This is a genomic window from Thermomonospora sp. CIF 1, assembly GCF_001896795.1.
Taxonomy (GTDB): Bacteria; Actinomycetota; Actinomycetes; order Streptosporangiales; family Streptosporangiaceae; genus Thermomonospora; species Thermomonospora curvata.
Genome location: NZ_MOYN02000022.1, coordinates 192,001 through 215,504, shown reverse-complemented (window position 1 = coordinate 215,504; position 23,504 = coordinate 192,001). Strand labels below are relative to the sequence as shown.

20 protein-coding genes are annotated in these 23,504 nt (G+C 72.0%); 12 read left to right on the top strand and 8 right to left on the bottom strand.

Features of this window, described 5'->3' with window-relative positions:
• Window positions 1-18: 18 nt before the first annotated feature.
• Window positions 19-537: a PH domain-containing protein gene (locus tag BUE48_RS16835; RefSeq protein WP_012853711.1), complete on the bottom strand. Its 519-nt coding sequence runs from the start codon at window positions 535-537 to the stop codon at window positions 19-21.
• Between the two features lie 148 nt (window positions 538-685).
• On the opposite strand from BUE48_RS16835, the gene BUE48_RS16830 reads away from it, so the two are divergent.
• Entirely contained in the window at window positions 686-1,372 is a 687-nt protein-coding gene (locus BUE48_RS16830) for a hypothetical protein (RefSeq protein ID WP_286990490.1), read from the top strand.
• On the opposite strand, the gene BUE48_RS16825 is transcribed toward BUE48_RS16830, so the two are convergent.
• The gene (locus BUE48_RS16825) at window positions 1,324-2,490 is read right to left on the bottom strand and encodes a coiled-coil domain-containing protein (RefSeq protein ID WP_012853709.1); all 1,167 of its coding nucleotides are present in this window, start codon (window positions 2,488-2,490) and stop codon (window positions 1,324-1,326) included. The two genes, BUE48_RS16830 and BUE48_RS16825, sit on opposite strands and share 49 nt — an antisense overlap.
• A 185-nt stretch (window positions 2,491-2,675) precedes the next feature.
• On the opposite strand from BUE48_RS16825, the gene BUE48_RS16820 reads away from it, so the two are divergent.
• The gene (locus tag BUE48_RS16820; protein WP_286990488.1) at window positions 2,676-3,170 is read left to right on the top strand and encodes a helix-turn-helix transcriptional regulator; all 495 of its coding nucleotides are present in this window, start codon (window positions 2,676-2,678) and stop codon (window positions 3,168-3,170) included.
• Between the two features lie 853 nt (window positions 3,171-4,023).
• Here BUE48_RS16820 and BUE48_RS16815 read toward each other — a convergent pair.
• The 4 genes from BUE48_RS16815 to BUE48_RS16800 form a co-directional block, all read right to left on the bottom strand.
• The gene (locus tag BUE48_RS16815; RefSeq protein ID WP_012853707.1) at window positions 4,024-4,770 is read right to left on the bottom strand and encodes an SDR family oxidoreductase; all 747 of its coding nucleotides are present in this window, start codon (window positions 4,768-4,770) and stop codon (window positions 4,024-4,026) included.
• Window positions 4,771-4,840: 70 nt separating this feature from the next.
• On the bottom strand, window positions 4,841-5,956 hold the full coding sequence (locus tag BUE48_RS16810) for a carboxylate-amine ligase (RefSeq protein WP_012853706.1): 1,116 nt from the start codon (window positions 5,954-5,956) through the stop codon (window positions 4,841-4,843).
• A gap of 149 nt (window positions 5,957-6,105) precedes the next feature.
• Window positions 6,106-6,654, bottom strand: coding sequence for a Uma2 family endonuclease (locus BUE48_RS16805; RefSeq protein WP_286990486.1), 549 nt, complete (start codon window positions 6,652-6,654; stop codon window positions 6,106-6,108).
• Between the two features lie 178 nt (window positions 6,655-6,832).
• Window positions 6,833-8,476 carry a PucR family transcriptional regulator gene (locus BUE48_RS16800; RefSeq protein WP_012853704.1) on the bottom strand — a complete coding sequence of 548 codons (1,644 nt, stop codon included), beginning with the start codon at window positions 8,474-8,476 and terminating at the stop codon, window positions 6,833-6,835.
• A gap of 93 nt (window positions 8,477-8,569) precedes the next feature.
• On the opposite strand from BUE48_RS16800, the gene BUE48_RS16795 reads away from it, so the two are divergent.
• The 6 genes from BUE48_RS16795 (at window position 8,570) to BUE48_RS16765 (ending at window position 15,867) form a co-directional block, all read left to right on the top strand.
• A complete protein-coding gene (locus BUE48_RS16795) occupies window positions 8,570-8,845 on the top strand; it encodes a 4a-hydroxytetrahydrobiopterin dehydratase (RefSeq protein ID WP_012853703.1) in 276 nt (91 codons plus the stop codon).
• Between the two features lie 91 nt (window positions 8,846-8,936).
• Window positions 8,937-10,232, top strand: coding sequence for an aspartate aminotransferase family protein (locus tag BUE48_RS16790; RefSeq protein ID WP_286990485.1), 1,296 nt, complete (start codon window positions 8,937-8,939; stop codon window positions 10,230-10,232).
• Window positions 10,229-11,731 (top strand): CoA-acylating methylmalonate-semialdehyde dehydrogenase, encoded by a 1,503-nt coding sequence (locus BUE48_RS16785; protein WP_286990483.1) that lies wholly within the window; start codon window positions 10,229-10,231, stop codon window positions 11,729-11,731. The genes BUE48_RS16790 and BUE48_RS16785 overlap by 4 nt, the downstream gene beginning before the upstream one ends.
• 409 nt (window positions 11,732-12,140) lie before the next feature.
• Window positions 12,141-12,527: a hypothetical protein gene (locus BUE48_RS16780; RefSeq protein WP_012853700.1), complete on the top strand. Its 387-nt coding sequence runs from the start codon at window positions 12,141-12,143 to the stop codon at window positions 12,525-12,527.
• 583 nt (window positions 12,528-13,110) lie between these two features.
• Window positions 13,111-14,337 (top strand): ABC transporter substrate-binding protein, encoded by a 1,227-nt coding sequence (locus BUE48_RS16775; RefSeq protein WP_245536883.1) that lies wholly within the window; start codon window positions 13,111-13,113, stop codon window positions 14,335-14,337.
• Between the two features lie 951 nt (window positions 14,338-15,288).
• Window positions 15,289-15,867, top strand: coding sequence for an HdeD family acid-resistance protein (locus tag BUE48_RS16765; protein ID WP_012853697.1), 579 nt, complete (start codon window positions 15,289-15,291; stop codon window positions 15,865-15,867).
• A gap of 234 nt (window positions 15,868-16,101) precedes the next feature.
• On the opposite strand, the gene BUE48_RS16760 is transcribed toward BUE48_RS16765, so the two are convergent.
• On the bottom strand, window positions 16,102-16,566 hold the full coding sequence (locus BUE48_RS16760) for a GNAT family N-acetyltransferase (RefSeq protein WP_245536882.1): 465 nt from the start codon (window positions 16,564-16,566) through the stop codon (window positions 16,102-16,104).
• Between the two features lie 146 nt (window positions 16,567-16,712).
• A complete protein-coding gene (locus tag BUE48_RS16755; RefSeq protein ID WP_286990477.1) occupies window positions 16,713-17,651 on the bottom strand; it encodes a trypsin-like serine peptidase in 939 nt (312 codons plus the stop codon).
• A 201-nt stretch (window positions 17,652-17,852) separates the two neighbouring features.
• Between BUE48_RS16755 and dxr the strand changes: the two genes are divergently transcribed.
• From dxr to BUE48_RS16735, 4 genes are all read left to right on the top strand, one after another.
• On the top strand, window positions 17,853-19,100 hold the full coding sequence (gene dxr, locus BUE48_RS16750; protein ID WP_012853694.1) for a 1-deoxy-D-xylulose-5-phosphate reductoisomerase: 1,248 nt from the start codon (window positions 17,853-17,855) through the stop codon (window positions 19,098-19,100).
• A 180-nt stretch (window positions 19,101-19,280) separates the two neighbouring features.
• On the top strand, window positions 19,281-20,474 hold the full coding sequence (locus tag BUE48_RS16745) for a M50 family metallopeptidase (protein ID WP_286990475.1): 1,194 nt from the start codon (window positions 19,281-19,283) through the stop codon (window positions 20,472-20,474).
• 137 nt (window positions 20,475-20,611) lie between these two features.
• Window positions 20,612-21,781: a flavodoxin-dependent (E)-4-hydroxy-3-methylbut-2-enyl-diphosphate synthase gene (gene ispG / locus BUE48_RS16740; protein ID WP_012853692.1), complete on the top strand. Its 1,170-nt coding sequence runs from the start codon at window positions 20,612-20,614 to the stop codon at window positions 21,779-21,781.
• 49 nt (window positions 21,782-21,830) lie between these two features.
• A complete protein-coding gene (locus BUE48_RS16735) occupies window positions 21,831-23,474 on the top strand; it encodes an alpha/beta hydrolase (RefSeq protein ID WP_012853691.1) in 1,644 nt (547 codons plus the stop codon).
• Window positions 23,475-23,504: the final 30 nt, after the last annotated feature.

Sequence of the window (23,504 nt, the reverse complement as noted above, 5' to 3'; positions counted from 1 at the left end):
GCAGGGGGTGCGGGGAGATCAGTCGGGGGACTCGTCCACCGCCCCGAAGATCATCGAGGAGATCTCCAGGTAGAGCTGCTCCGGGTAGGGCATGTAGGTCACGTTGCGCAGGGCCTGCTTGTCACCGGCCGACTCGATGATGAACTCCCCGTACCCCAGCAGCCGGCCCATCGGGGTGCGGTCCAGCTTGATGTCCTCCACCTTGGCCATCGGCATCATCGCGACCTTGCGATTGAGCACCCCGCTGATCAGCATCACCCGGTGCTCGGTGACCAGGAAGAACTCCAGCGACCAGGCGATCACCTTCCACACCAGCCGGCCCAGCAGCACCAGCCAGGGCAGCCACAGCAGCGCCAGCCCGGTGAAGGCGTGCACCAGCGCCGACAGCAGCAGCCCGCCCACCGTCTCGGCCGCCGCCTGCAGCAGCACCGCCGGATGCCGCCGCACCGCGATGACATGGCCCTCATGAGCCATCAGGTACTTGTCGACAGTCCGCGCCCTGGTGTCGCGGAAGACCATCATGTCCTGAACGTTCATGAGGCGCCCTCGTCAAGATCGGTCATCTAACGGTAACTGAGCGAAGGGCGGGGCCGCATCGCCCTTGCCGACACGGTGTGCCGACCGGGACGGGATGTACCGCCTTGTGCACTTGTCGGCCGGGCCCTGCGCACCGCAGGATGGCGGCATGGTGGCCGCCAACGTTCCGGCGCCGGCGGGGGACCGGCAGCCGGGGTCCTTTCAGGCGGGCCTGCGCGGCCCCCAGGGGGAGTTCCTGCCCGAGGTGGATGTGACGGCCCGCCCCGTCTGGCGGCTGCTGGTGCGCGGCGTCGGCCTCTTCCTGCCCGAATGGCGGGTCTCTCCGGAGGCGATGCAGGTGGTCGGAGGCCGCACCGCGCTCACCCCGCCGGTCTACCTCGACGGCGGGACGGGGTTCGGGCTGCAGCTGCGATTGCGCAGGCGGAGGCGGGGCCTGCAGCCGGACCGGGAGATCTATGTGCGCGGCCGGGAGGACCAGAGCTTCGGCATCGTCATCGCCGGGCCGTCGGCGGCGGTCGGCAGCCGGGTGGTGGACGCCGCCGCGCTGGTGCGCTACGGCCGCCGGCTGATCTTTCAGGAACTCTACGATCCCGCCGACGGCAGGACGCTGCCGGCGGCGATGCGGGCGGTGCGCTCGATGGAGGGGGCGGTGCTGCTCGACCGCGCCGCCGGAGTCGGGTTGTGCGCGGAGGTGGACCGCGCCACCGGTGCGGCCCGCTGCCCGCTGGCGATCCGGTTCGAGGCCGGGCGCCCCGCCGCATCCGGGCCGGGCGCGAGCGTGCACACCTACGCGCTCGGCAGCTGGCTGGCCCAGTCCGTCAGCTCCCATACCTGATGGGCGGCCATCTGCCGCAGCCGCAGCGCGGCGGCCGACGGGTCCCACAGCACCTCGTCGTTTTCCAGTTCCAGCAGCTGGGCGGGGGTCAGCACCGCGCACAGCAGTTCTTGGCGGGTGCGCACGGCCAGCAGCGGGCCGATCTGGGCGGTGGCGCCGTCGCTGTCGTACATGGCCCGCAGCAGCGCCTTCAACGCCGCCTCATCGGGCGGCACCGGGCGCTCGGCCGGGTGCGGCGCCCCGGCGACCCGCACGTCGGTGGGCAGCAGCGCGGCCCGGCTCAGGTCGTTGCCGGTGGTGATCAGCAGCTCGGTGAAGGCGCCGGCCAGGCTTTCTGCGGGCCGTCCGGTCAGGAAGAAGCGGTGGCGCCGCGGCCCATCGGCATCGCCTTCCCCGGTGCGCAGCCGGACCTGCAGCCCGATCTGCTCCAGGCAGTGCCCGTAGACCTCCTCCAGGACGTCCTGCAGCCGCGGGTCGCGGGTCCACAGCCGGCCGGAGACCAGCGGAGGCTCCCCTTCGCCCCGCTCGCCGCGCAGCGATGAGCGGACCGCCTCCTCCAGCTCGCCCCCCGCATAGCGCAGCAGCTCGCTGACGACGTCCTCCACGTCCTCCAGGGTGCGGGTCAGGTCGCGCTGCAGCTGCAGGATCTCGGTGCCGTTGCGCTCCAGCTCGGCCAGCCTGCCCAGCGCGCTCTCCAGCCGCCGGCCGGCGGCCGGCTCGGCCTGCGGGGCGACCGTGCGGACGGTGGACTCGATGTCGGTGAGCTTGCGGCGCAGCGCCGCCAGGGTGACCCGCTGCTGCTCCAGCTCCTGCAGCCGGCTCGCCTGCGCCTTGATGTAGTCGTCGGCCTGCCGCAGCAGCCGGCCCAGCTCCTCGATCTGGCCGCTGTTGCGGCGCAGCCGGTCGTCCAGGCCGGGCAGCACGTCCCGTTTGACCCGCGACAGCTCGGCGGTCAGCTGCTCGCCGACCGTCACCAGCACCCCGTTCTGCTTGCTGACCTGCTCGCGCAGCTCCTCGATGCGCTGGGTGAACGCCCTGGCCTGGTCTTTGCTCTGCTTGCCGGCATACAGCTCCAGGATCCCCACGACCACGCACAACAGCACCAGGACGACGGTCATCGGGCTCCTTGGGCTCCTCGTCAGGCGACCTGTCGCGGGGAAGCGGACGGCTGACCACACGATAATGATCGCGACGATAACCTACGAAACCCGCACCTGTCGGGCAGGTGACTGACCTGATAGAAACCCCTAACGTTGCGCCGTCGGCCCAGGTCGCTGTCGGTATTCGAACATATAATCGAATCATGGAGAAGCAGCGCACCACAGCCCGCTCCGGCGACCTCCCCCCGGCCGAGATCGCCGCGCTGGCGCTCTCGCTCGCCCACCTGGGCAGCGGCCCGCAGGCGGCCGCCGCCCGCCGCGCTCTGCGTCACCTGACCGCCGACCTCGCCCCCGCCGACCCCGTCATCGCCGACACCCTCACCACCCTGACCTCCCCGCTGGCCGAGACCGTCGCCGACCGCGCCCGGGTGATCGCCGAGGCCATCACCGAGCGCCGGGTGATCCGGCTGTGCTACGCCGACGCCAACGCCAACGTCACCATCCGGGAGGTCGAACCGGTCACCTGCCTGGTCCACCGCGAACACTGGCACGTCGTCGGCTGGTGCCGCCTGCGCCGCGGCGTACGCGCCTTCCGCTTCGACCGCATCCTGGCCGTCGAGCCCACCGGCGCCCCCGCCGCCATCCGCCCCGTCTCCGGCTACCTCCCCTGGCGCCGCACCACCGCCACCGCCGCCTGACCCCCAGGCCGCACCCCCTCCCCGGACCGGCGGTCGCGGCGGGGACCCCCTGCTCGCCGCGACCGCCCCCGGCGCCTCCGACGTCGCGTCACCGCGGTTTTCTCAGGAGGAGCCCACCTCCCATCGTGAGGCCTCCTGCCGGGGCCGCTCATGCGGCCGGCCCGGCAGGCTTCTCCCTGCGCCCGAACGCGAGCCGACGATCCCTCCCCGCTCGAGGACGTCCCACGCCCTCGCCTGCACTTTCGCTCCGGGCCTGATGCGTTGCCGCTATCTGGGGACGTCGATCTCTGGGAAGGCCTCACGAATCTTTTTCAACTCATGACCTTGGATGCCGGACACAGAAGCCCCGGTGGCGCCCGGTGCCGGGACGCCCCAGGGCACGCGTCGCTCCCGGCTCCGGCGCACCCGCCTACGGCTGGCGAAGGCGACCTGCAGGAAGAGGCTTTGCAACGGCCGGTCACTCGTGAAGCCGGTGACCGCACAGTGAGGTTCTCACCGAGCCGGTGCCGCCGGGGGACGGCAACAGCCTGGAGACGGAGCAAAACCCTGGTGAGGGCGGGAACGGGACGGCGACCTGGACAGTGTGCAGGACCAATGCCGTCCTCACCGGGCACGAGCAGGACCGCCGGGGACTGACGAGCGCATCGCCTTTGGCTGGGGGCTGTGCGACGCGGAAGCTTGCTCCTTCTTATCGAGAAAACCTTCAGTGATCCGGCGGCCGCGGCAGAGCCTCTCGCTCGCCGCGGCCGCTTTAGGAGAGTGGCATTGCCGGCATGGTGAGTTGCCGGCCGCTATTGCACCCGTCGCTGTTTGTGTGTCTCATCTCGGGTGGGTCCGGGTGACGGGCGGACGGTCACAGCAGGGCCGGATAGGCGCCCCCGTCCACGGGGATGGCGGCGCCGGTGATGAAACGGGCGTGCTCAGAACACAGGAAGGCGGCGACGGCGCCGAAGTCGTCGGCGTCGCCGACCTCGCCCATCGGCACCTGCGCGGCGGCCTTGGACAGGTCGCCGCCGTACAGGGCGCGCAGGCGGTCGGTGGCGTGCAGGCCCGGCTGCAGGGAGTTGACCGTGACGCCGTCGGCGGCGACCTCCAGCGCCAGCGTCTTGAGGAAGCCGGTGGCCCCGGCACGGGCGGTGTTGGACAAGATCAGGTTGGGGGCCGGCTGGCGCACCGTGATCGAGGTGATCGCCAGCACCCGGCCCCAGCGGCGTTCCCGCATCGGCGGGACGGCGGCCTTGCACATGGCGACCACGGACATCAGGTTGAGGTTCAGCGCCTGCGCATAGGCGTCCACGTCGGTGGAGGCGAAGTCACCGGGCGGAGGACCGCCGGCGTTGGTGACCAGGATGTCCACCCCGCCGAGCGCCTCCTGGGCCCGGTGGACGAAATCGGCGGCGCCCTCGGGCGTGCCGACGTCGGCCACGATTCCGTGGGCGCCGTCCCCCAGCGAGGCGACGGCCTTCTCCAGCCGGTCGCGGTCGCGTCCGCAGATCGCCACCCGCACGCCCTCGGCGGCCAGCGCCCGGGCCGTCGCCAGGCCGAGGCCGCTGGTGGCGGCGGCCACGGCGGCGCGGCGTCCTGTCAATCCAAGGTCCATTCCGAAGAAGGTACTCCGCCGCCGGAGGCGGAAGATCCGCCGCCCCGCCGTCTCGGCCGAGGCGGCGGGGTCAGCTCACCGTCCGGTCCATCGCATCGGCGATGACCCCGCTGATGCAGCCGGTGCGGGCATAGGCGGTGCGCTGCAGGCATGCGCCGTTGCCGCGCCGCGCCAGCGCCTGCAGCAGCTCCCGGACCGCCGCCAGGTCCCCGGCGTCCTCCAGCGCGGGCCGCAGATACTCCACCAGCGCCTGCAGCACCGTCCGGGCGGGAGCGGGCCGCCAGGTCACCGGGTGCACCAGCGCGCCGCTCAGCCCGGAGCGGCCCGCCCGCCACATCGCCGCCCGCAGCACCTCGGTCCGCACCGGGACCGGCGGACGCCCCTCCCGGTGGGCCCGGGCGGCGGTCTCCACCAGCCCGCGGACGAGCGCGGCGATCAGCACCGTGTCGTCGGCCCTCATGCACACGTCGGCGACGCGCACCTCCACGGTCGGGTAGTGCCGTGACAGCCTGGCGTCGTAGTAGACCATCCCCTCATCCAGCAGCGCCCCGGTCTCGATCAGCGCCCGCACGGCCCGCCGGTAGCCGTCGGCGCTCCGGAACGGCTCGGCCGGCCCGCTGGACGGCCAGCGCGCCCACACCTGCCGCCGCCAGCTGTCATAGCCGGTGTCGCGGCCCTGCCAGAACGGGGAGTTGGCGCTCAACGCCAGCAGCGGCGGCAGCCACGGCCCGATGCGGTCCAGCACGCCCACCCCTTCCTCCGGGGAGGACACCTCCACGTGCACATGGCAGCCGCAGATGAGCTGCTCGTCGGCGACCTGGGCGTACTGGTCGGCCATCTGCCGGTACCTGTCGTGGGGGGTGAGCGTCGGGTGCGCCGCCACCGGCGAGGTCGCCAGCGCGGCGATCCGCACCCCGGCCGCCGCGGCCGCGCGCGCCGCCGCCAGCCGCCGGCGCCGCACCTGACGGTCCAGCTCGTCCAAGGTGGTGCAGGGCCGGGTGCAGATCTCCAACTGCTCGCGTTGGAGCTCGCTTTCCATCCCACCCTTCGTCAAGGGGCTTGTGTGCACTTTCTCCCCTTGGAGACGGGCATGGTGCAGGACGGCCCCGGACATCGCGCGGGGAGCTCCGCCCTCCGGGTCGAAGAGCAGCAGTTCCTCCTCGACCCCAAAACTGCGCAGGCGCACGCCACAGTTCTGCCCCAGGAAACGCCAAGCTAGGGGGAAGAGCTCTTCACTACATGTAAAGCCCGCGCCCGTTCCTTACGATCGCCCCTGGCGCGAAGCCGACCGGTCCTCGCCCGGCCGGCCTTGGAGCCCTTCGGCCGGAGTGCAGGTCAGAGCCGGTCGATCTCGGTCAGGTCGATGTCGATGTCGAACGGCACGGTCACCTTGAGCCGCTCGTGGTGGATGCCGGTCGCCACATAGGCACCGGTCGCGGGGTCGAGTTCGTAGACGTAGACCACGGGCCACCCGTGGTCTTTCTCGATCCGCCAAAAGTGGGGGATGCCGGCCCGGGCGTACAGCTGCGGCTTGCGCTCACGGTCCCGCAGCTCGGACTCCGGGGAGACGACCTCCACGACGAGCACCACGTCCTCGGGACGGAAATCGGTCTGTTCCGGCCCTTTGATCGCGTCAGCCCGCACCACCAGCACATCCGGTTCGGGACGCTGCCGCTTGCCCAGCGTGACGGTCATTTCACGCCGCACCCGCAGGTCGCTTGGAGCGAACCGGCGAAGCGCACTCTCCAGCAGGGAGATGGCCAGCGTGTGGAAGTTGGCTTGAGGGCTCACGAGGACGAGGCTGCCATCGATGAGTTCTGTGTGAGGGGGCAACTGTGGCAGGCGATCGAGGTCCTCAGCGGTGAAGCCCTCCTCCGGGGGCATGAGCCACTCCGGCACCTCGCATGCCGTCTGAGGAGGCTGTCGTTCGCGGGACGGCTCGGGCAGCGGCTGATGTATCGGCTCCGCTGTCATCAGGCGTCCTCCGTGGGCTGCGCCGAGGTGCTGGGTCCCAGTCGCCTCAGGCTATCAATCCGCCATCGATACGACCTGAAAGCGGAGGTCACGACGGGGGCCGGCGGACGGAGTCGAGGGCGAGCAGGGCCACGTGCAGGGAGGTGCAGGAGTCCACGTCGTCCAGGTCGACGTCCAGGATGCGCTCGATGCGGCGCAGCCGCTCATAGAAGGCGGGGCGGGACAGGTGGGCGCGCTGGGCGGCGACCGCCTTGTTGCGGCCGGCCTGCAGGTACAGCGACAGGATGCCGGTCAGGTCGCTGCCGCGCTGGGCGTCGTACTCCAGCAGGGGGCCCAGCTCGCGTTCCACGAACGTCTGCACCCGGGCGTCGTCGCGCAGCAGGTGCAGCAGGCCGCGCAGCCGCAGGTCCGGCAGCCGGTACAGCAGGCGGTCGCCGCAGCCGCGGCGGGCGGCGTCGGCGACCTGCTCGGCCTCCAGGAAGGAGCGGCGCACATCGCGCACCGACTGCACCAGTGACCCGGCCGCCAGCACCGGGCCCGGCCCGCACAGCGCGCGGATCCGGCGGGCCAGCTCGGTCAGCGAGCGCTCGGCGTCGCCCCGGGCGGGCAGGGAGACCAGCATCCCGATCCGGGCGCCGGCACCGCCGGCGGGGGAGGTGCTCTCGTCCAGCACGCCCACCAGGGCCGGCAGCCGGACCTGCCGGCAGGCCGCGCTGGCGGCCTCGGCCAGTTCGGCGATCCGCTCATGCGAGGGCCGTTCGGGGGAGGGGTCCTGGCCGGGACGCGGGCACAGCACCATGCCCAGCAGGCGGCGCCCGGCCAGCGGCACGCCGAGCGCGCGGGCCCGGGCGGCCGCCTCGGCCGGGTCGGCGTAGGAGCGGGCCAGGATGCCGGCGATGATCGTGCCGTGCGCCTGCCGCTCCAGGCTCTCGGCGTGCCGGTCCAGCAGCCGGGCCAGCGCCAGCGTGGTGGCGGCCCGTTCGATGAGGACGATGTCGCGGGGGGTGGGCGGCCCGTCCCCGATGATGATCAGCCGTCCCCAGTCCTCGTCGCGGGCGCCCACGGTGGTGACCAGCCAGCCGGAGGCCGGGTCGTGGGCGGTGCGCTCGGCGGGGCGGACGCTGCGGGAGCGGGTCTCCCACATCGCCAGCAGGGCGGCCGGGTCACTGCCGGCCGGGTCGGCGGCCAGCACCTGGTGGGAGAGGTTCTCCAGCACCACCGGGCGGCCCGCCAGCGCGGCCACCTGGCGGACCACCTCCTCGGGGGAGGCGCCCTCCACCGACAATCGGGTGAAGATCTGGTGCAGCTGCTCGGAGGCCCGCAGTTCCTCCAGCTGGGCGTCCAGGATGCGGGCGTGCACGGACTCGGTGATATCGATGAAGGCGGTCTCCCGGGCCAGCATGATCACCGGCAGCCCGTGCTCTTCGGCGGCCGACAGCAGCGCGGCCGGCAGCCGGCCGACATAGCGCCGGCCCAGCTCGATCATCAGCCCGCTGATGCCGACTTCGGCCAGCTCCGCCACGTACCGGCGCAGCTGGGAGGAGCGTTCGGGCAGCGCGATCCCGGTGGTCAGCACCAGCTCGCCGCCGTGCAGCAGATGGGCGATGTCGGCGATCTCGGCGACGTGCACCCAGCGGACCCGCGCATCCAGCCGGTCGGCGCCCGCCACCACCTGCGGCTGGCCGCGCTGGACCGCCGGCAGGTGCAGCACGTCGGCGAGAGTGGGAAGCATTACCGGGAGGATATGTCGTCATCGGTGCCGTATCCGTCCACCTGGGAAAACCGTTGTCCGGGTGAAGGAAGGGGACGGAGGGGAGAGGACGCGATGAGCCTGCTCGACGAACAGTCGCTCAGCGGGGAGCTGGCGCAGACCCCCGGCTGGGAGCGGCAGGGGGACGCCATCGTCAAGGTGGTGCGGCTGGCCGATTTCGCCGAGGCCATGGCCTTCGTCAACCGGGTCGCCGAGCTGGCCGAGGCCGCCGATCACCACCCCGACATCACCATCCGCTGGAACACCGTGACGCTCACCTTGTCCACCCACTCGGCGGGCGGTCTGACCGGCAAGGACTTCGACCTCGCCCGCCGCATCAACGCGCTGTGACCCCCGCGGGTGACACCTTGTCAGGTATGGCGGCGCATGACTGACACGATGTCCGCTGGTACGCGGGTGGAACGACGTCCAGACTTGACGCATGTCGGACCTGCTTGCGCGCCACCGCGCCGTCATGCCGAACTGGATGGCGCTCTACTACGAGCGGCCCATCGAGATCGTCAGCGGTAAGGGCGTCCGCGTCACGGACGCCGAGGGCAACACCTACCTGGACTTCTTCGCCGGCATCATCACCAACATCCTCGGCTACGACGTCGAGGAGGTGCGCCAGGCCGTCGAGCGGCAGCTGGCCACCGGGGTGGTGCACACCTCCACCGCCTACCTGCTGCGCGGCCAGGTGGAGCTGGCCGAGAAGATCGTCGCCCTGTCGGGGATCAAGGACGCCAAGGTCTTCTTCGTCAACTCCGGCACCGAGGCCAACGAGACGGCGCTGCTGCTGGCCACCTACGCCCGCAAGAGCAACCAGGTGCTGGCCATGCGGCAGAGCTACCACGGCCGCTCCTTCGGCGCCATCGGGGTGACCGCCAACCGGAGCTGGAAGAACAACGCCTACACCCCGCTGACCGTGCACTTCCTGCACGGCGGCGACCGGCACCTGCCGCAGTTCGCCCACCTGTCGGACGCCGACTTCATCAAGGTCTGCACCGAGGACCTGCGGCACGTGCTGGCCACCGCCACCGGCGGGGACGTGGCGGCGCTGATCGCCGAGCCGATCCAGGGGGTGGGCGGCTTCACCATGCCGCCGGACGGCCTGTACGCCGCCTACAAGGAGGTCCTGGACGAATACGGCGCGCTGTTCATCTCCGACGAGGTGCAGACCGGCTGGGGCCGCACCGGGCAGAGCTTCTTCGGCATCCACAACCACGGCGTGACGCCCGACATCATGACCTTCGCCAAGGGGCTGGGCAACGGTTTCGCGGTCGGCGGCGTGGTGGCCCGCGGCGACCTGATGGACGCCCCGCACGCCACCGGGCTGTCCACCTTCGGCGGCAACCCGATCGCCATGGCCGCCGCCAACGCCACCCTCGACTACATCCTCGACCACGACCTGCAGAGCAACGCCGCCCGTCAGGGGGCGCTGCTGCTGGACGGCCTGAAGGAGGCCGCGCCGCGGCTGCCGGTGGTGGGCGCGGTGCGCGGCAAGGGGCTGATGTTCGCCGTCGAGCTGGTCGACCCGGGCACCGGCGAGCCCAGCCCGCCGCTGGCCGCCGCGGTGATGGAGGAGACCCGCAAGCGCGGCCTGCTGGTCGGCAAGGGCGGGCTGTACGGCAACGTCATCCGGATGGCGCCGCCGCTGACCATCACCGAGGAGGAGGCCCGGGAGGGGCTGGGCATCCTGATCGACTCCCTGGAGGCAGTGAGCGAGGCCGCCAAGTGACCGAAAAGCACGTCCGCCACTGGATCGGCGGCAAGCCGCACGAGGGGCCCGCCGGGCGGCAGGGCGACATCTACGACCCGGCCACCGGCCGCCTGACCGGCAAGGTCGACTTCGCCTCGGCCACGGAGGTGGACGCGGCCGTCGCCGCCGCCAAGGCCGCCTTCCCCGCCTGGCGGGACGCCTCGCTGGCCAAGCGCACCGCGGTGCTGTTCCGCTTCCGCGAGCTGCTGGCCGCCCGCCGCCGAGAGCTGGCCGAGCTGATCAGCTCCGAGCACGGCAAGGTGATCTCGGACGCGGCCGGGGAGGTGACGCGGGGCCTGGAGGTGGTGGAGTTCGCCTGCGGCATCCCGCACCTGCTCAAGGGCGGCTACTCGGAGAACGTCTCCACCAAGGTGGACGCCTATTCGATCCTGCAGCCGCTGGGCGTGGTGGCGGGCATCACCCCGTTCAACTTCCCGGCGATGGTGCCGATGTGGATGTTCCCGGTGGCCATCGCCTGCGGCAACACCTTCGTGCTCAAGCCGTCGGAGAAAGACCCGTCGGCGTCGGTGTGGCTGGCGGAGCTGTGGGCCGAGGCGGGGCTGCCGGACGGGGTGTTCAACGTGGTGCACGGCGACAAGACCGCGGTGGACGCCCTGCTGGAACACTCCGATGTCAAGGCGGTCAGCTTCGTCGGCTCCACCCCGATCGCCCGCTACGTCTATGAGCGCGCCGCCCGCACCGGCAAGCGGGTGCAGGCCCTCGGCGGCGCCAAGAACCACATGGTGGTGCTGCCCGACGCCGATCTGGACCTGGCCGCCGACGCGGCGGTGTCGGCCGGGTTCGGCTCGGCCGGCGAGCGGTGCATGGCGATCTCGGTGGTGGTGGCCGTGGACCCGGTGGGCGATGAGCTGGTGGCCCGCATCGCCGAGCGGGCGGCCCGCCTGACGGTCGGTCCCGGCCACGACCCGGCCGCGGAGATGGGGCCGCTGATCACCCGGGAGCACCGGGACAAGGTGGCCTCCTACGTCGAGAGCGCCCTCGCCCAGGGCGCCGCGGTGGTGGTCGACGGGCGCGGCGTGGAGACCGCCGAGGAGTACTCCGGCGGCTTCTGGCTCGGCCCGACCGTGCTGGACCACGTCACCCCCGACATGGACGCCTACACCGACGAGATCTTCGGGCCGGTGCTGTCGGTGGTGCGGGTGGGCTCTTACGAGGAGGCGATGGAGCTGATCGCCGCCAACCCCTACGGCAACGGGACGGCGATCTTCACCAACGACGGCGGCGCGGCGCGGCGCTTCCAGAACGAGGTGGAGGTCGGCATGGTCGGCATCAACGTGCCGATCCCGGTGCCGATGGCCTACTACTCCTTCGGCGGCTGGAAGGACTCGCTGTTCGGCGACAGCCACGCCCACGGCATGGAGGGCGTGCACTTCTACACCCGCACCAAGGCGGTCACGGCCCGCTGGCTGGACCCCAGTCACGGGGGCGTCAACTTGGGGTTCCCGACCAACGGCTGAGGCCCGCGGCCGGGCCGCCCGCTCACAGAAGATCCCGCCGGACCTGACCCCGGCGGGATCTTCGTGTTACCCGGCGAATCCGGGACCTCTCCCGAGGCTTCCGGGCAAGTACCCCAAAAGGTGCAAATCTCCCGGCGGTGCGCCATGTGTCGCCGGTGAGCGGATCGCTGCGCACGGTGAGAGTGTGCAGGTGGGGGGATTGAAACTTTTTGATGTCAGTGAGTTTCCATCGTTAATTTTTAACGCCATGTGTCTCGACAAATAATAGCCACACCCGTTGACCTCATCTGTGGACTGCGACACACTCGGGATGTCGCAATTTAAAATCAAGGGAAATAAAGACCGGGACCGGGGGGTCGGGTCAAGGTCGTAGTTCCGGTTCAGCGAACCACATGCAGGGAGCCGCCCGGTGCTTGCCGACAACAGCCTTCCCGCCGATGACCATGCGGCCGAGATCGAGGCGCTCAGCCGCCGGTATCCGCGCTGGACCATCTGGTTCGGCCTGTCCACCCGCCGGTGGTGGGCGCTGCCGCCGCGCGATCAGGACATCGGCGATTTCGTCGAGGCGGCCACCCCGCAAAAACTCATCGCCCGCATCGAGGAGCACCGGGCGGCCGCATCCTTCCCCGGTCGCCGCCCGGCTCCCGCGCCGCAGCCGGACCCCCGCTCCCACCCGGCCCGTGACACCCGGCAGGACCTGCGGATTTCCCCGCAACCCCAATACCCGGAACGGGCCGCCGGGCCGCAGGCCGGACGGATCCCGGCAACCGCATGGCCGGGCGGCCCCACCGTCTGACCCGCCCTTTTCAGCCCCGCCGCGCAGAGCCCTTCCCGCCCGCCGTCCCCGCAGGCCCCGGCGGGCGCCCGGGGCGCGGGGGAATGCGACGGCCCGGGAAGGCGCGGTCCCGGGCGTCCCGTGCCCCCGCCATCGGGACGCGAAAAGATCCGCCCCGCCGCCGGCGCGGACCGGCGCCGGGGCGGTCGCGTTTCCCGCGCCTTCGCCCGCCGCCGGACCTGAAAAACGGGTAATGTGCGCGCGGTTAAATCGGCGTCATATTGGTGGTCAGATTATTTATGAAGACGGCCGTCCGTATTGCGGTGCACGCTCGCCCGGCGGGGCGGCGGGCCGTCGATCCGGATGAAGAATTCTTCCGCCACCGACGATCGGACGGTCGCGCACCGTCCGGTGAGCCGCCGCGCGACCCGGCCGCCGCCCTGCGGGGCTCCCGAGTACGCTGCGACGATGACCCCGGTTCGTCCGGCCGCAAGGCCGTCGATCTCGATGTGGGCACCTCCCGGCTACGCTGCGCCGCAGCACCCGACGGCGGCCGGGAGGACCCGGCGGAGGTTGTGGGAGAGGTATGAGCCAGTCTGGTCCCGTGGACCGAGTGTCGCGGGCGCTGCGCGGGCTGAGCGGCCGGCACCGGCTCGCCGCGGCCCTGGCGGTCCTCCTGGTGGTGGCGCTGATCGTGGTCGCGGCCGGACGAGACGGCCGGAACGCGCCCCCCGGCACGGCGCGGGCCGCGCGCACGCTCGGACCCGGTGAGGGCGCGCTCAACCTGGTGGTCTGGCCCGGTCTGGCGGAACGCGGCGGCAGCGCCGAGCACGTCGACTGGGTCACCCCCTTCGAAGAGCGCACCAGCTGCAAGGTCTCTCTCAAACAGGTGTCCACCGTGCAGGAGATGGTGGACCTGATGTCCGACCCCGACCGGCGCTATGACGGGGTCTCGGCGCCCCCCGAGGTCGCCGGGCTGCTGATCGACGGCGGCCATGCGGCACCGGTGAACCCGAACCTGGTCGAGGGCTACAAGCGCCTGGAGTCCCGGCTGCGCTCGCTGCTCAGGCGGGATAAGACGGTCTACGGGGTGCCCTATGTGTGGGGCGCGAACCTGCTCATGTACGACCAGCGGGCCGTGCAGCCGCCTCCCAGCGGCTGGGCGGACCTGTTCGATCCGCAGGAGGCCGGGCGGTACAGCGGCAGGCTGATCATGCGGGACACGCCGCTGGCGCTGGCCGAGGCCGCGCTGTACCTGCGTTCGAAGAAGAAGTCGCTGGACATCACCGACCCCTATGCGCTGACCCCCGAGCAGCTCGACGCGGCGGCCCAGGTGGTGCGCCGCCAGCGTCCCCACGTCAGGGCCTACTGGAGTGAACCGGCCGATGCGGTCAGCGCGTTCGCCGCGGGCGAGGCGGTCATCGGCCAGGTCTCCTCCTACCAGCTGGACGTGCTGAGCAGGGCGGGGCGCCCGGTGGCCGGCATCGAGCCCCGGGAGGGCGTGACCGGCTGGGTCAACTCCTGGCTGATCGGCGCCCGGGCCGAGCACCCCAACTGCATGTACCAGTGGCTGAAGTGGACGGTCTCCCCGGACGTGCAGCGGCAGGTCGCCCAGTGGGCCGGGGTGGCGCCGGCCAACCCGCAGGCGTGCGAGGGCGACCGGCTCAGCGCATCCTTCTGCGCCACCTACCGGGTCGGCGACGGGGACTTCCTGAAGAAGGTGATCTTCGCCCGGACGCCCACCGAGGACTGCGGCGGCGAGGGGCACGGGTGCACCGACTACGCCGAGTGGGTCCGGGCCTGGCAGGAGTCCCGCGGCACGGCCCACTGAACTTTGTGACCCCGCCGTCTCGGCGGGCCGCAACAAGGGCAGCGCGCTCAGGAGCGCCTCTGTGGCCTGGAACATTTCCGGACGCGGGCTCCCGTCCGCGGCGCCCGGGAGCGGGCGTTGAAAGAGGCTCAGCGGCCGTCTGCGGGCGAGGGCGGGCAGAGAAGAGGGCGCGTCCGACCGCCCCCTGTCGAACGCGCCCTCTCTTGGAGCCGGGTGCTCTGGGCAACCCCCCGAAAACCCAGAACACCCTCCTGGTGAAGCCCTCAGCGGTATGGCGCTGTGTCCCGGGCCGATCCGTTCAGCGACCGACCGGCCCCTGTCCCGGTGCCCGCCCAGTGGAGAGGCGGCAGGGCGAGCGCGCACTCGTCACACGCGAACACCCCTGAGCCGTCTGGGAGGCGGCCGACGCGGACGCGCGGGCGCGGCCACCTCTTGTGGCAGACGACGCAGGCGTCGCCTTCGCACTGCACCGCGCTCAGCGCCTCGGGGTCGAACACGAGTTCCCTCGTGCGGCTCATCGCTCACCCCCTCTCCCGGGCGGACCGGGCAACGTGATTCCTTTATAAGCGGCCGGAGGTGTACCCGCCGTTATACCGCCTCCAAGGAGCTGTAAAAACATCATTACCATGCGGAGTTGCGGGCAATTTCGGGGGCTGTGTGACGGCCTGCGCGAGGAGACGGAACGACCTTTTTCGAGGTGCACCGCTTTGCGGAGCAGGTGGTCTCGGCAGCCGGTTCCGCCGCGGTGATCTGGGATCTTGGCAGGTGGCGCCGTGGCGGGCCCCGGCATGCCGGTGGCGTCGCGGGCGCCGGTAATCGCACGGGGCTCACGTGATTGCTGGGATTGTCGATCCTTGACGACCTCATGGTGTTGGCCCTCCGAAGATTCGGTCAGAGATTTTCCGCATGCGGCCGAGACGAGGCCGCATGCGGCCGGGAAAGGAGAGGCCGATGATCGAACAATGGGCGCGCAACTGGTGGACGTTCGCGGTGCGTGGAGCGGTGGCGATCCTTTTCGGCCTGATGGCCTGGATCTGGCCGGCCATCACGGTATGGGCGCTGGTGCTGCTGTTCGGCGCCTACGCCCTGGTGGACGGGGCCTTCGCGCTGGCGGCGGCGTTCCGCGCCAGGGCCGGGCAGTCGCGGCTGTGGCTGGCGGTGACCGGCGCGGTCGGCGTCCTGGCCGGTCTGCTGGCCTTCATCTGGCCCGGCGTCACCGCGCTGGTGCTGCTGATGCTGATCGCGGCGTGGGCGGTGGTGACCGGGGTGCTGGAGATCGTGGCGGCCGTGACGCTGCGCAAGGAGCTGAGGGGCGAGTGGTGGTATGTGATCGGCGGTGCCGTCTCGGTGCTGTTCGGTCTGCTGCTGTTCGTCTGGCCGGTCAGCGGGGCGCTGGCGGTGGTGTGGCTGATCGGGCTGTTCGCGATCGTCTACGGGATCGCCCTCATCGCCGCGTCGCTGCGGATCAAGCGCCTGGGGGACGCGCTGAGCTCGGGCCGGCCGGGCGACACCACCGCCGCCCGGTTCTGACCGCCCCCCTCATCTGGGCCCGCGGGCCGGAGCATTGGCGCACCTGTGCGGCACCTGGCCTCGGGCGGCCGGGGCGGGTGCCTGGATGATGCCCGGTGCCGCGTCCCGCCCGTCCCGGCCCGCGGAGATCAGGGGCCTGAGTGAGACCCGGTGCCGTGGGCTGCGATGACACGGCACCGTGCGCCGCTGAGGCTCCCGTCTCAGCCGCACCTGAGAGCAGGTGCGGAAAGAGGCTCAGTCGGTGAGGTGCTTTTCGAAGCAGAGGCTGAGGACGTTTCCCACATACGGCCCGAAGGCGGGGATGCGGCGGTAGCCGCTGGACTGGTAGAGGCCGATCGATTCCGGCTGCAGGTCGCCGGTCTCCAGGCGGAGGGTGCGCCACCCCTTGGCCAGCGCCATCTCCTCCAGGGCCTGCAGCAGCATGCGGGAGATGCCCTGCCCGCGGTGAGCGGGACGCACATACATCCGGGTGACCTCGGCCATGCCCGGCTCCAGCGGCTTGAGCCCGCCGCAGCCCACCGGCTCGGAACCGATGCGGGCCAGCAGGAACTCCACGCGCGGATCGATGCCCTTGGGGGCCTCGTCGGCGCCGGGGTAGCGGGCCTCGATCTCGGCCTGCTGCTCGGTGCACAGCGCGATCACGGCCGGGTCCTCGGGGGTCGCCGGGGCGATGTCGACGCGCACGCTGATCTGCTTCACAGAGCCGAACGTACGACCGTCTTGTTAGCCGGGTGTTACGAAAAAGTGACCATTGGGTCATGCCTGAAAGGTCGGGTTCCGGACCCGCGGCACGGCACGCCGTCCCGGCAACGAACGGCATCCGCTCTGTGGAAGACCCCGCCGAACTAAGAGTGCTGGGCCCGTTCGTACAAAAGCCGAGCGGACTCCCCGAAGTACGGGCCGAACACGTACCGGGACCCGGACGCCTCAAGGCCGAGGCTGTTCACCGAGGTGATGACCCCTGTGCCGGAAGACTCATCGAAGTGCAGCAGCCACGGGCCCCCGCTGGCACCCCTGGTCAGGTTGCAGGGCATGCCCATCGCCTGGGAGATGGGGGAGACCTCGAAGGTCCGGCCGCTGCAGTAGGCCAGCCACTGCCCGGTATAGGGCTGCTGGACGGGATACCCGAAGGCGTACATGTTCTGCTCGCGCGGCTGATGGAAGGCGATGCCCTGGCCGCCGACCACGTCGACCAGACGCCGTCCGCCAAGGGCGTTGACCACGGCGGCGCCGATGTCGTGGCCGAAGTCCTCCAGCACCGACCACTGCGCGGTGGCGAAGGTGCGCCGGGCCGTCCACACCCCATACGGCTGCTCGCCGTCGCGGTAGCCGGGCACGAACACCCAGTTGGTGTGCCAGGTCCCCTGGGACTTCACGCAGTGCCCGGCGGTGATGACGGTGCTGCGGTTGGCGCCGGCGACCGCCGAGCCCGAGCAGTAGGCGTCCACGCCCCGGAAGGTGAAGAACACCCGTCCCGTGGTGCGGGCGACCGCGCCGCCGCCGGTCCACAGGCCGCCGGTGTGCGGGAAGTCCAGCCGGCCTGCCGCCGGGGGCGGCCGGTCGGGCGACCTCGCCGGCCGTCCGACCAGAAGGCTGATCGGCACCGCCCGCCGCATCCGCTCGGGGGTCCAGTACCGCGCCACCGCCCGCTGGTCCGCGGCCGTCAGCGCCTGGACCTTGGCGCCGGGCGGGGGAACGGCCACCGGGCCGGACCCTTGCGCCCAGGCCGGAAGCAGGGCCGCCGGGACCGTCAAGACCAGCAGGCCGCCGACGACCAGCGGCATCCGGAACCTTCGCCTCATGGACGCGCCGCCTTCCTCGGCCGGAGCGGGACCGGCCACGCCGTGGCAGGACGGAATTCACAGAAAGAATCCACACGAACGCTTTCTGTGAATGGAGGAGTGCTTCCCGGGCGGGCCGAGGGCCAAGCCCAAAAACGCGGCAAGCCGTACGGGGCGCATCGGGACGGACGGGACAATGGCAGCATGATGGCTGCCTCCTCACAGAACGCGCCCGGCTGTTCCAGCGGCCGCGACCGGCGCGACGTCGTGCTGCTGGGCTCCACCGGCTCGATCGGCACCCAGGCCCTGGATGTGATCCGCCGCAACCCCGACCGGTTCCGGGTGACCGGCCTGGCCGCCGGCGGGGGACGGGTGGACCTGCTGGCCGCCCAGGCCCTGGAGTTCCGCCCGGAGGTGGTGGCGGTGGCGCGCGCCTCGGCCGCCCAGGACCTGCAGCTGGCCTTCTACGCCGAGGCGCAAAAACGCGGCTACAGCTCCGGCGACTACCCGATCCCCAAGATCGTGGCCGGACCGGAAGCCGTCGCCGAGGTGGCGGCCTGGCCGTGCGACCTGGTGCTCAACGGGGTGACCGGGGCGCTGGGCCTGTCGTCCACGCTGGCGGCCCTGGAGGCCGGACGGACGCTGGCGCTGGCCAACAAGGAGTCGCTGATCGTCGGCGGTCCGCTGGTCAAACGGCGGGCCGCGCCCGGGCAGATCGTCCCGGTCGACTCCGAGCACTCGGCACTGGCCCAGTGCCTGCCGGGGTGGACCTACGGCGACGCCTCCGCCACCGCCCGGGTGCGCCGGATGGTGCTGACCGCCAGCGGCGGGCCGTTCCGCGGCCGCAGCCGCGCCGAACTGGCCGACGTCACCCCCGAGCAGGCGCTGGCCCACCCCACCTGGGACATGGGGCCGGTCATCACCATCAACTCCGCCACGCTGGTCAACAAGGGCCTGGAGGTCATCGAGGCGCACCTGCTGTTCGACGTGCCGTTCGAGAAGATCACGGTGATGGTGCACCCGCAGTCGGTGATCCACTCCATGGTGGAGTTCATCGACGGCTCCACCATCGCCCAGGCCAGCCCGCCGGACATGCGGCTGCCGATCGCCTTGTCGCTGACCTGGCCGGACCGCCTGGCCGACGCCGCGCCCGCCGTCGACTGGACCAAGGCCCACACCTGGGAGCTGCAGCCGCTGGACGATGAGGCGTTCCCGGCCGTGGCGCTGGCCCGGCACGTGGGCGAGCTGGGCGGCACCGCGCCGGCCGTCTACAACGCCGCCAACGAAGAGTGCGTGGAGGCGTTCCGCGCCGGCCGGCTGCCGTTCACCGGGATCGTGGACACCGTCGCACGGGTGGTCGAGGAGCACCAGGTGACCTCCGCGGACCTCACTCTCGACGACGTGCTCGCCGCCGACGCCTGGGCCAGGGCGCGCGCCCGGGAACTGACCTGACCGCCCGGCCCCGCCGGGAGCCCAAAAGCACGCTCGGGGATCGCCGGGCCCGCCGCCGGCATGTCGTCTCTGCGGCGGGTACGGGTACGTCTCGCCCAGAACTCGCCCGCAAACGGTGCCGTGACCCGGGACGTCCGGGATTCCATGGCGGGCGGCCCGCGGCGGACGAAGGAGCACGCGATGGCCTATCTGCTCGGCGTCGTGGCGTTCGTCGCCGCGCTGGTGCTGTCGGTGACGCTGCACGAGGCCGGGCACCTGGTCGCCGCCAAGCGGTTCGGGATGAAGGCCACCCAGTTCTTCGTCGGCTTCGGCCCCACGCTGTGGTCGCGGCGGCACGGGGAGACCGAGTACGGGGTCAAGGCGATCCTGCTCGGCGGGTTCGTGCGCATCGTCGGCTACACCACGCTGGAAAAGCTCGATGAGGCCGACCGGCCCCGCGCTTTCTACCTCCAGCCCGCCCGTCGCCGCGCGGTGGTGATCGTCGCGGGCGTGGCGGCCAATCTGCTGCTGGCGTTCGTGCTGCTGGTGGCGTTGGCCACGGTGGTGGGGGTGCGCCAGGCGGGCACCGCCACCACCGTCGTCGAGCGGGTCAGTGCCTGCGTCCCCGAACGCCTGGGCGGCCGGTGCGCCCCCGGCCGTCCGCCGTCCCCGGCACGGGCGGCCGGGCTGCGGTCCGGCGACCGCATCGTCTCCTTCGCCGGGCGGCCGGTCGGCGGCTGGCAGGAGCTGCGCGCGGCGATCCGGGCGGCGCCCGCCGGGCGGGCCGTCCCGGTGGTGGCCGAGCGGGACGGGACCCGCCGCGCCTTCCAGGCGCGTCTGGCCGAGGTGGACGGCGAGCCGTTCCTGGGCGTGACGGCCCGCGTCGTCGGCGTCCGCTACGACCGGCTCGGCCCCGGCGAGGCGGTCGTCTTCGCGCTCAAGGGCATCGCGGTGACCGTCGCGCAGATGGGCAGGGCGCTGGCCGCCCTGCCCGCCGCGCTGCCGGAGCTGTTCTCCCCGCAGCGGGGCCAGAGCGCAGGCGGCCAGATCGGCAGCGTGGTCGGCGCCGGCCAGATCTCCGGGGAGATCTTCGCCTCCGGCGGCTCCTGGCGGGACGCCGCGGGCCCCTACCTGGCCCTGGTCGCCTCGATCAACATCTTCCTGGGCGCGCTCAACGTCCTGCCGCTGCTGCCGCTGGACGGCGGGCACCTGGCGGTGCTCGGCTACGAGCGGCTGCGGGCCCGCATCGCCCGCGCCCGCGGCCGCAGCGACCCCGGCCCGGTGGACATCACCCGGCTGCTGCCGGTGACCTACCTGGCGGTGGTGCTGCTGGTGGGACTGGGCGTCCTGCTGATCGTGGCGGACCTGCTCAACCCGCTGCGGCTCTCCCCATGAGCCCCTTGCGCCCCCGGCCGGCCGGCGGCGCAAGGGGCGCATTGCGGACGTCTTACCACGGTCATATGGGCCGGACGCATAGGCTGGGACGCGACCGGAACACCATCCGCACCCACTTGCAGCTTGAGAAGAGAGCGATGAGCGTTCAACTCGGTATGCCCGCAGTCCGTGCCCAGACTCCCGCGCTGGCGACCCGCCGCAAGTCGCGGCAGGTCATGGTGGGATCGGTGCCGGTGGGCGGGGACGCCCCGGTGTCGGTGCAGTCGATGACCACCACGCCCACCGCCGACGTCAACGCCACGCTGCAGCAGATCGCCGAGTTGACCGCGGCGGGCTGCCAGATCGTGCGGGTGGCGGTGCCCTCCCAGGACGACGCCGACGCGCTGCCCAAGATCGCGGCCAAGGCGCCCATCCCGGTGATCGCCGACATCCACTTCCAGCCCAAGTACGTGTTCGCGGCGATCGACGCCGGGTGCGCGGCGGTGCGGGTCAACCCCGGCAACATCAAGAAGTTCGACGACAAGGTCGGGGAGATCGCCAAGGCGGCCTCCGAGGCCGGGGTGCCGATCCGCATCGGCGTCAACGCCGGATCGCTGGACAAGCGGCTGCTGGCCAAGTACGGCCGGCCCACCGCCGAGGCGCTGGTGGAGTCGGCGCTGTGGGAGTGCTCGCTGTTCGAAGAGCACGGCTTCCGCGACATCAAGATCTCCGTCAAGCACCACGACCCGGTGGTGATGATCCAGGCCTACCGGATGCTGGCCGAGCGCTGCGACTACCCGCTGCACCTGGGCGTCACCGAGGCCGGCCCGGCCTTCCAGGGCACCATCAAGTCGGCCACCGCCTTCGGGGCGCTGCTGGCCGAGGGCATCGGCGACACCATCCGGGTGTCGCTGTCGGCGCCGCCGGTGGAGGAGGTCAAGGTCGGCATCGCCATCCTGGAGGCGCTGGGGCTGCGCGAGCGCGGGCTGGAGATCGTCTCCTGCCCGGCCTGCGGCCGCGCCCAGGTGGACGTCTACACCCTGGCCCAGGAGGTGGAGGCCGGGCTGAAGGGCTTCCCGGTGCCGCTGCGGGTGGCGGTGATGGGCTGCGTGGTCAACGGCCCCGGCGAGGCCCGCGAGGCCGACCTGGGAGTGGCCTCCGGCAACGGCAAGGGCCAGATCTTCGTCAAGGGCGAGGTCATCAAGACCGTGCCGGAGTCGCAGATCGTCGAGACGCTGATCGAGGAGGCCATGCGCATCGCCGAGGAGCGGGGCGTGAAGGTCGACCCCGACGCCGAGGACGGCGCCGCCGAGGTCATCGTCTCCTGACCGTTCGGCCCTTTGCGCCCTGCCGCGCCGCTTTCGGGCCGCTTTCGGGGTGAATCGCGGAGACACGCACTTCCCCCACCCGCGCGACCTGGGCGGATACAACAGCGGGGTGCTGACGAACCCGCCATCGAGGAAGGCCGCCGGGCTGCTGGCCGGCGCCGCGCTGGGCGGCGCCCTGCTCGCCGTGCCCGCCGCGGCGCAGGCGCACGCCCCGTCCATCGCCTGGCGGCCCTGCCCCGCCCACGACCCGCACCTGGGGGACGCGCTCAAAGGGCTGGAGTGCGCGAGGCTGTCGGTGCCGCTCGACCACACCAGGCCGAACGGGCGGCGGATCACCCTGGCGCTCACCCGGGCCCGCCACACCGCCGCCAGGTTCCGGGGCGCGGTGCTGCTCAACCGCGGCGGCCCCGGCGCGGCCGGCCGTGACCTGCCCGCCCTGTTCACCAGGGCGCTGCCGAAGGACGTCGCCGCCTCCTACGACTGGATCGGGTTCGACCCCCGCGGAGTGGGCGCGTCCCGGCCCGCACTGGTGTGCGACACCTGGCCGCTGCACCGGGGCCGGGCCCGGCCCGACACCGTCCCCCGCAGCAGGGCCGCCGAGCGGGAGCTGCGGAAGCGGGCCAAGAGGTTCGCCGACGCGTGCGCCCGCAAGTACCGCGACCTGCTCCCGTACATGGGGACGCGGAACTGGGTGGAGGACCTGGAGGCCATCCGGGTCGCCCTCGGCCACAAGAAGATCAGCTACTTCGGCTACTCCTACGGCACCTACCTGGGCGCCGCCTACGCCACGGCGTACCCCGGGCGGGTGCGCCGCATGGTCCTCGACAGCGTGGTGCGGCCCAGCGGCGTCTGGTACGCCAACAACCTCGCCCAGAACGTGGCGTTCGAAAAGCGCATCCGGGCGTTCTTCGGCTGGGTCGCCCGCCACGACGGGATCTACCGGCTCGGCGGCACCGCCCGGGAGGTCGAGCGGGCCTACTACGCCGTCCGCAGGAAGGTCACCGCCAAGCCCATCGGCGGCCGGATCGGCCCCGCCGAGCTGGACGAGATCTTCCTGACCACCGGCTACTCCGACCTGCAGTGGGGCACCTACGCCAGGGCGCTGTCGGACTACGCCGTCCGTGGGAACCCCGGGGCGCTGCGCGCGCTGTGGAAGGCGCCCGACCGGGACTCCGACAACACCTACACGATGTACCTGGCGACCGAGTGCCGGGACGCCGCCTGGCCGCGCGACTGGTCGATCTGGCGCCGGGACGCCAAGCGCCAGTACCGGGCCGGCAACCGCTTCGAGACCTGGAACAACATCTGGTACAACGCCCCTTGCGCCTATTGGCGGGCGCCCGGCGGCCCGCCGCCCCGCGTGGGCAGGGTCCGCGGGGTGCCCCCGATCCTGCTGGTGCACGCCACCGAGGACGCCGCCACCCCCTACCCGGGGGCGCTGGAGACTCACCGGCTGCTTCCCTCCTCCCGGCTGGTCGTCCAGCGCGGCGGGGGCAACCACGGGCTGTCGCTGGGCGGCGACCGGTGCATCAACCAGGCGGTCGTGGCCTACCTGCGCAGCGGAGCCCTGCCGCCCGGCCGCCGGGGGGTGGACCTGACCTGCCCGGCGCCTCCGCCGCCGGCACCGGACTCCGCGGCCTCCCGGGCGCGGACCGCGGCACCCCCCTCGGCGACCTCGGCAAGGACGTCATAATCTTGAATCGTGGTGCCGAAGCTGGTTCGT

Coding starts and splice junctions, on each gene's coding strand:
- BUE48_RS16835 (WP_012853711.1), bottom strand. CDS start 537: ATGAACGTTCAGGACATGATGGTCTTCCGCGACACCAGGGCGCGGACT.
- BUE48_RS16830 (WP_286990490.1), top strand. CDS start 686: ATGGTGGCCGCCAACGTTCCGGCGCCGGCGGGGGACCGGCAGCCGGGG.
- BUE48_RS16825 (WP_012853709.1), bottom strand. CDS start 2,490: ATGACCGTCGTCCTGGTGCTGTTGTGCGTGGTCGTGGGGATCCTGGAG.
- BUE48_RS16820 (WP_286990488.1), top strand. CDS start 2,676: ATGGAGAAGCAGCGCACCACAGCCCGCTCCGGCGACCTCCCCCCGGCC.
- BUE48_RS16815 (WP_012853707.1), bottom strand. CDS start 4,770: ATGGACCTTGGATTGACAGGACGCCGCGCCGCCGTGGCCGCCGCCACC.
- BUE48_RS16805 (WP_286990486.1), bottom strand. CDS start 6,654: ATGCCCCCGGAGGAGGGCTTCACCGCTGAGGACCTCGATCGCCTGCCA.
- BUE48_RS16800 (WP_012853704.1), bottom strand. CDS start 8,476: ATGCTTCCCACTCTCGCCGACGTGCTGCACCTGCCGGCGGTCCAGCGC.
- BUE48_RS16795 (WP_012853703.1), top strand. CDS start 8,570: ATGAGCCTGCTCGACGAACAGTCGCTCAGCGGGGAGCTGGCGCAGACC.
- BUE48_RS16790 (WP_286990485.1), top strand. CDS start 8,937: ATGTCGGACCTGCTTGCGCGCCACCGCGCCGTCATGCCGAACTGGATG.
- BUE48_RS16765 (WP_012853697.1), top strand. CDS start 15,289: ATGATCGAACAATGGGCGCGCAACTGGTGGACGTTCGCGGTGCGTGGA.
- BUE48_RS16755 (WP_286990477.1), bottom strand. CDS start 17,651: ATGCCGCTGGTCGTCGGCGGCCTGCTGGTCTTGACGGTCCCGGCGGCC.
- dxr (WP_012853694.1), top strand. CDS start 17,853: ATGATGGCTGCCTCCTCACAGAACGCGCCCGGCTGTTCCAGCGGCCGC.
- BUE48_RS16745 (WP_286990475.1), top strand. CDS start 19,281: ATGGCCTATCTGCTCGGCGTCGTGGCGTTCGTCGCCGCGCTGGTGCTG.
- ispG (WP_012853692.1), top strand. CDS start 20,612: ATGAGCGTTCAACTCGGTATGCCCGCAGTCCGTGCCCAGACTCCCGCG.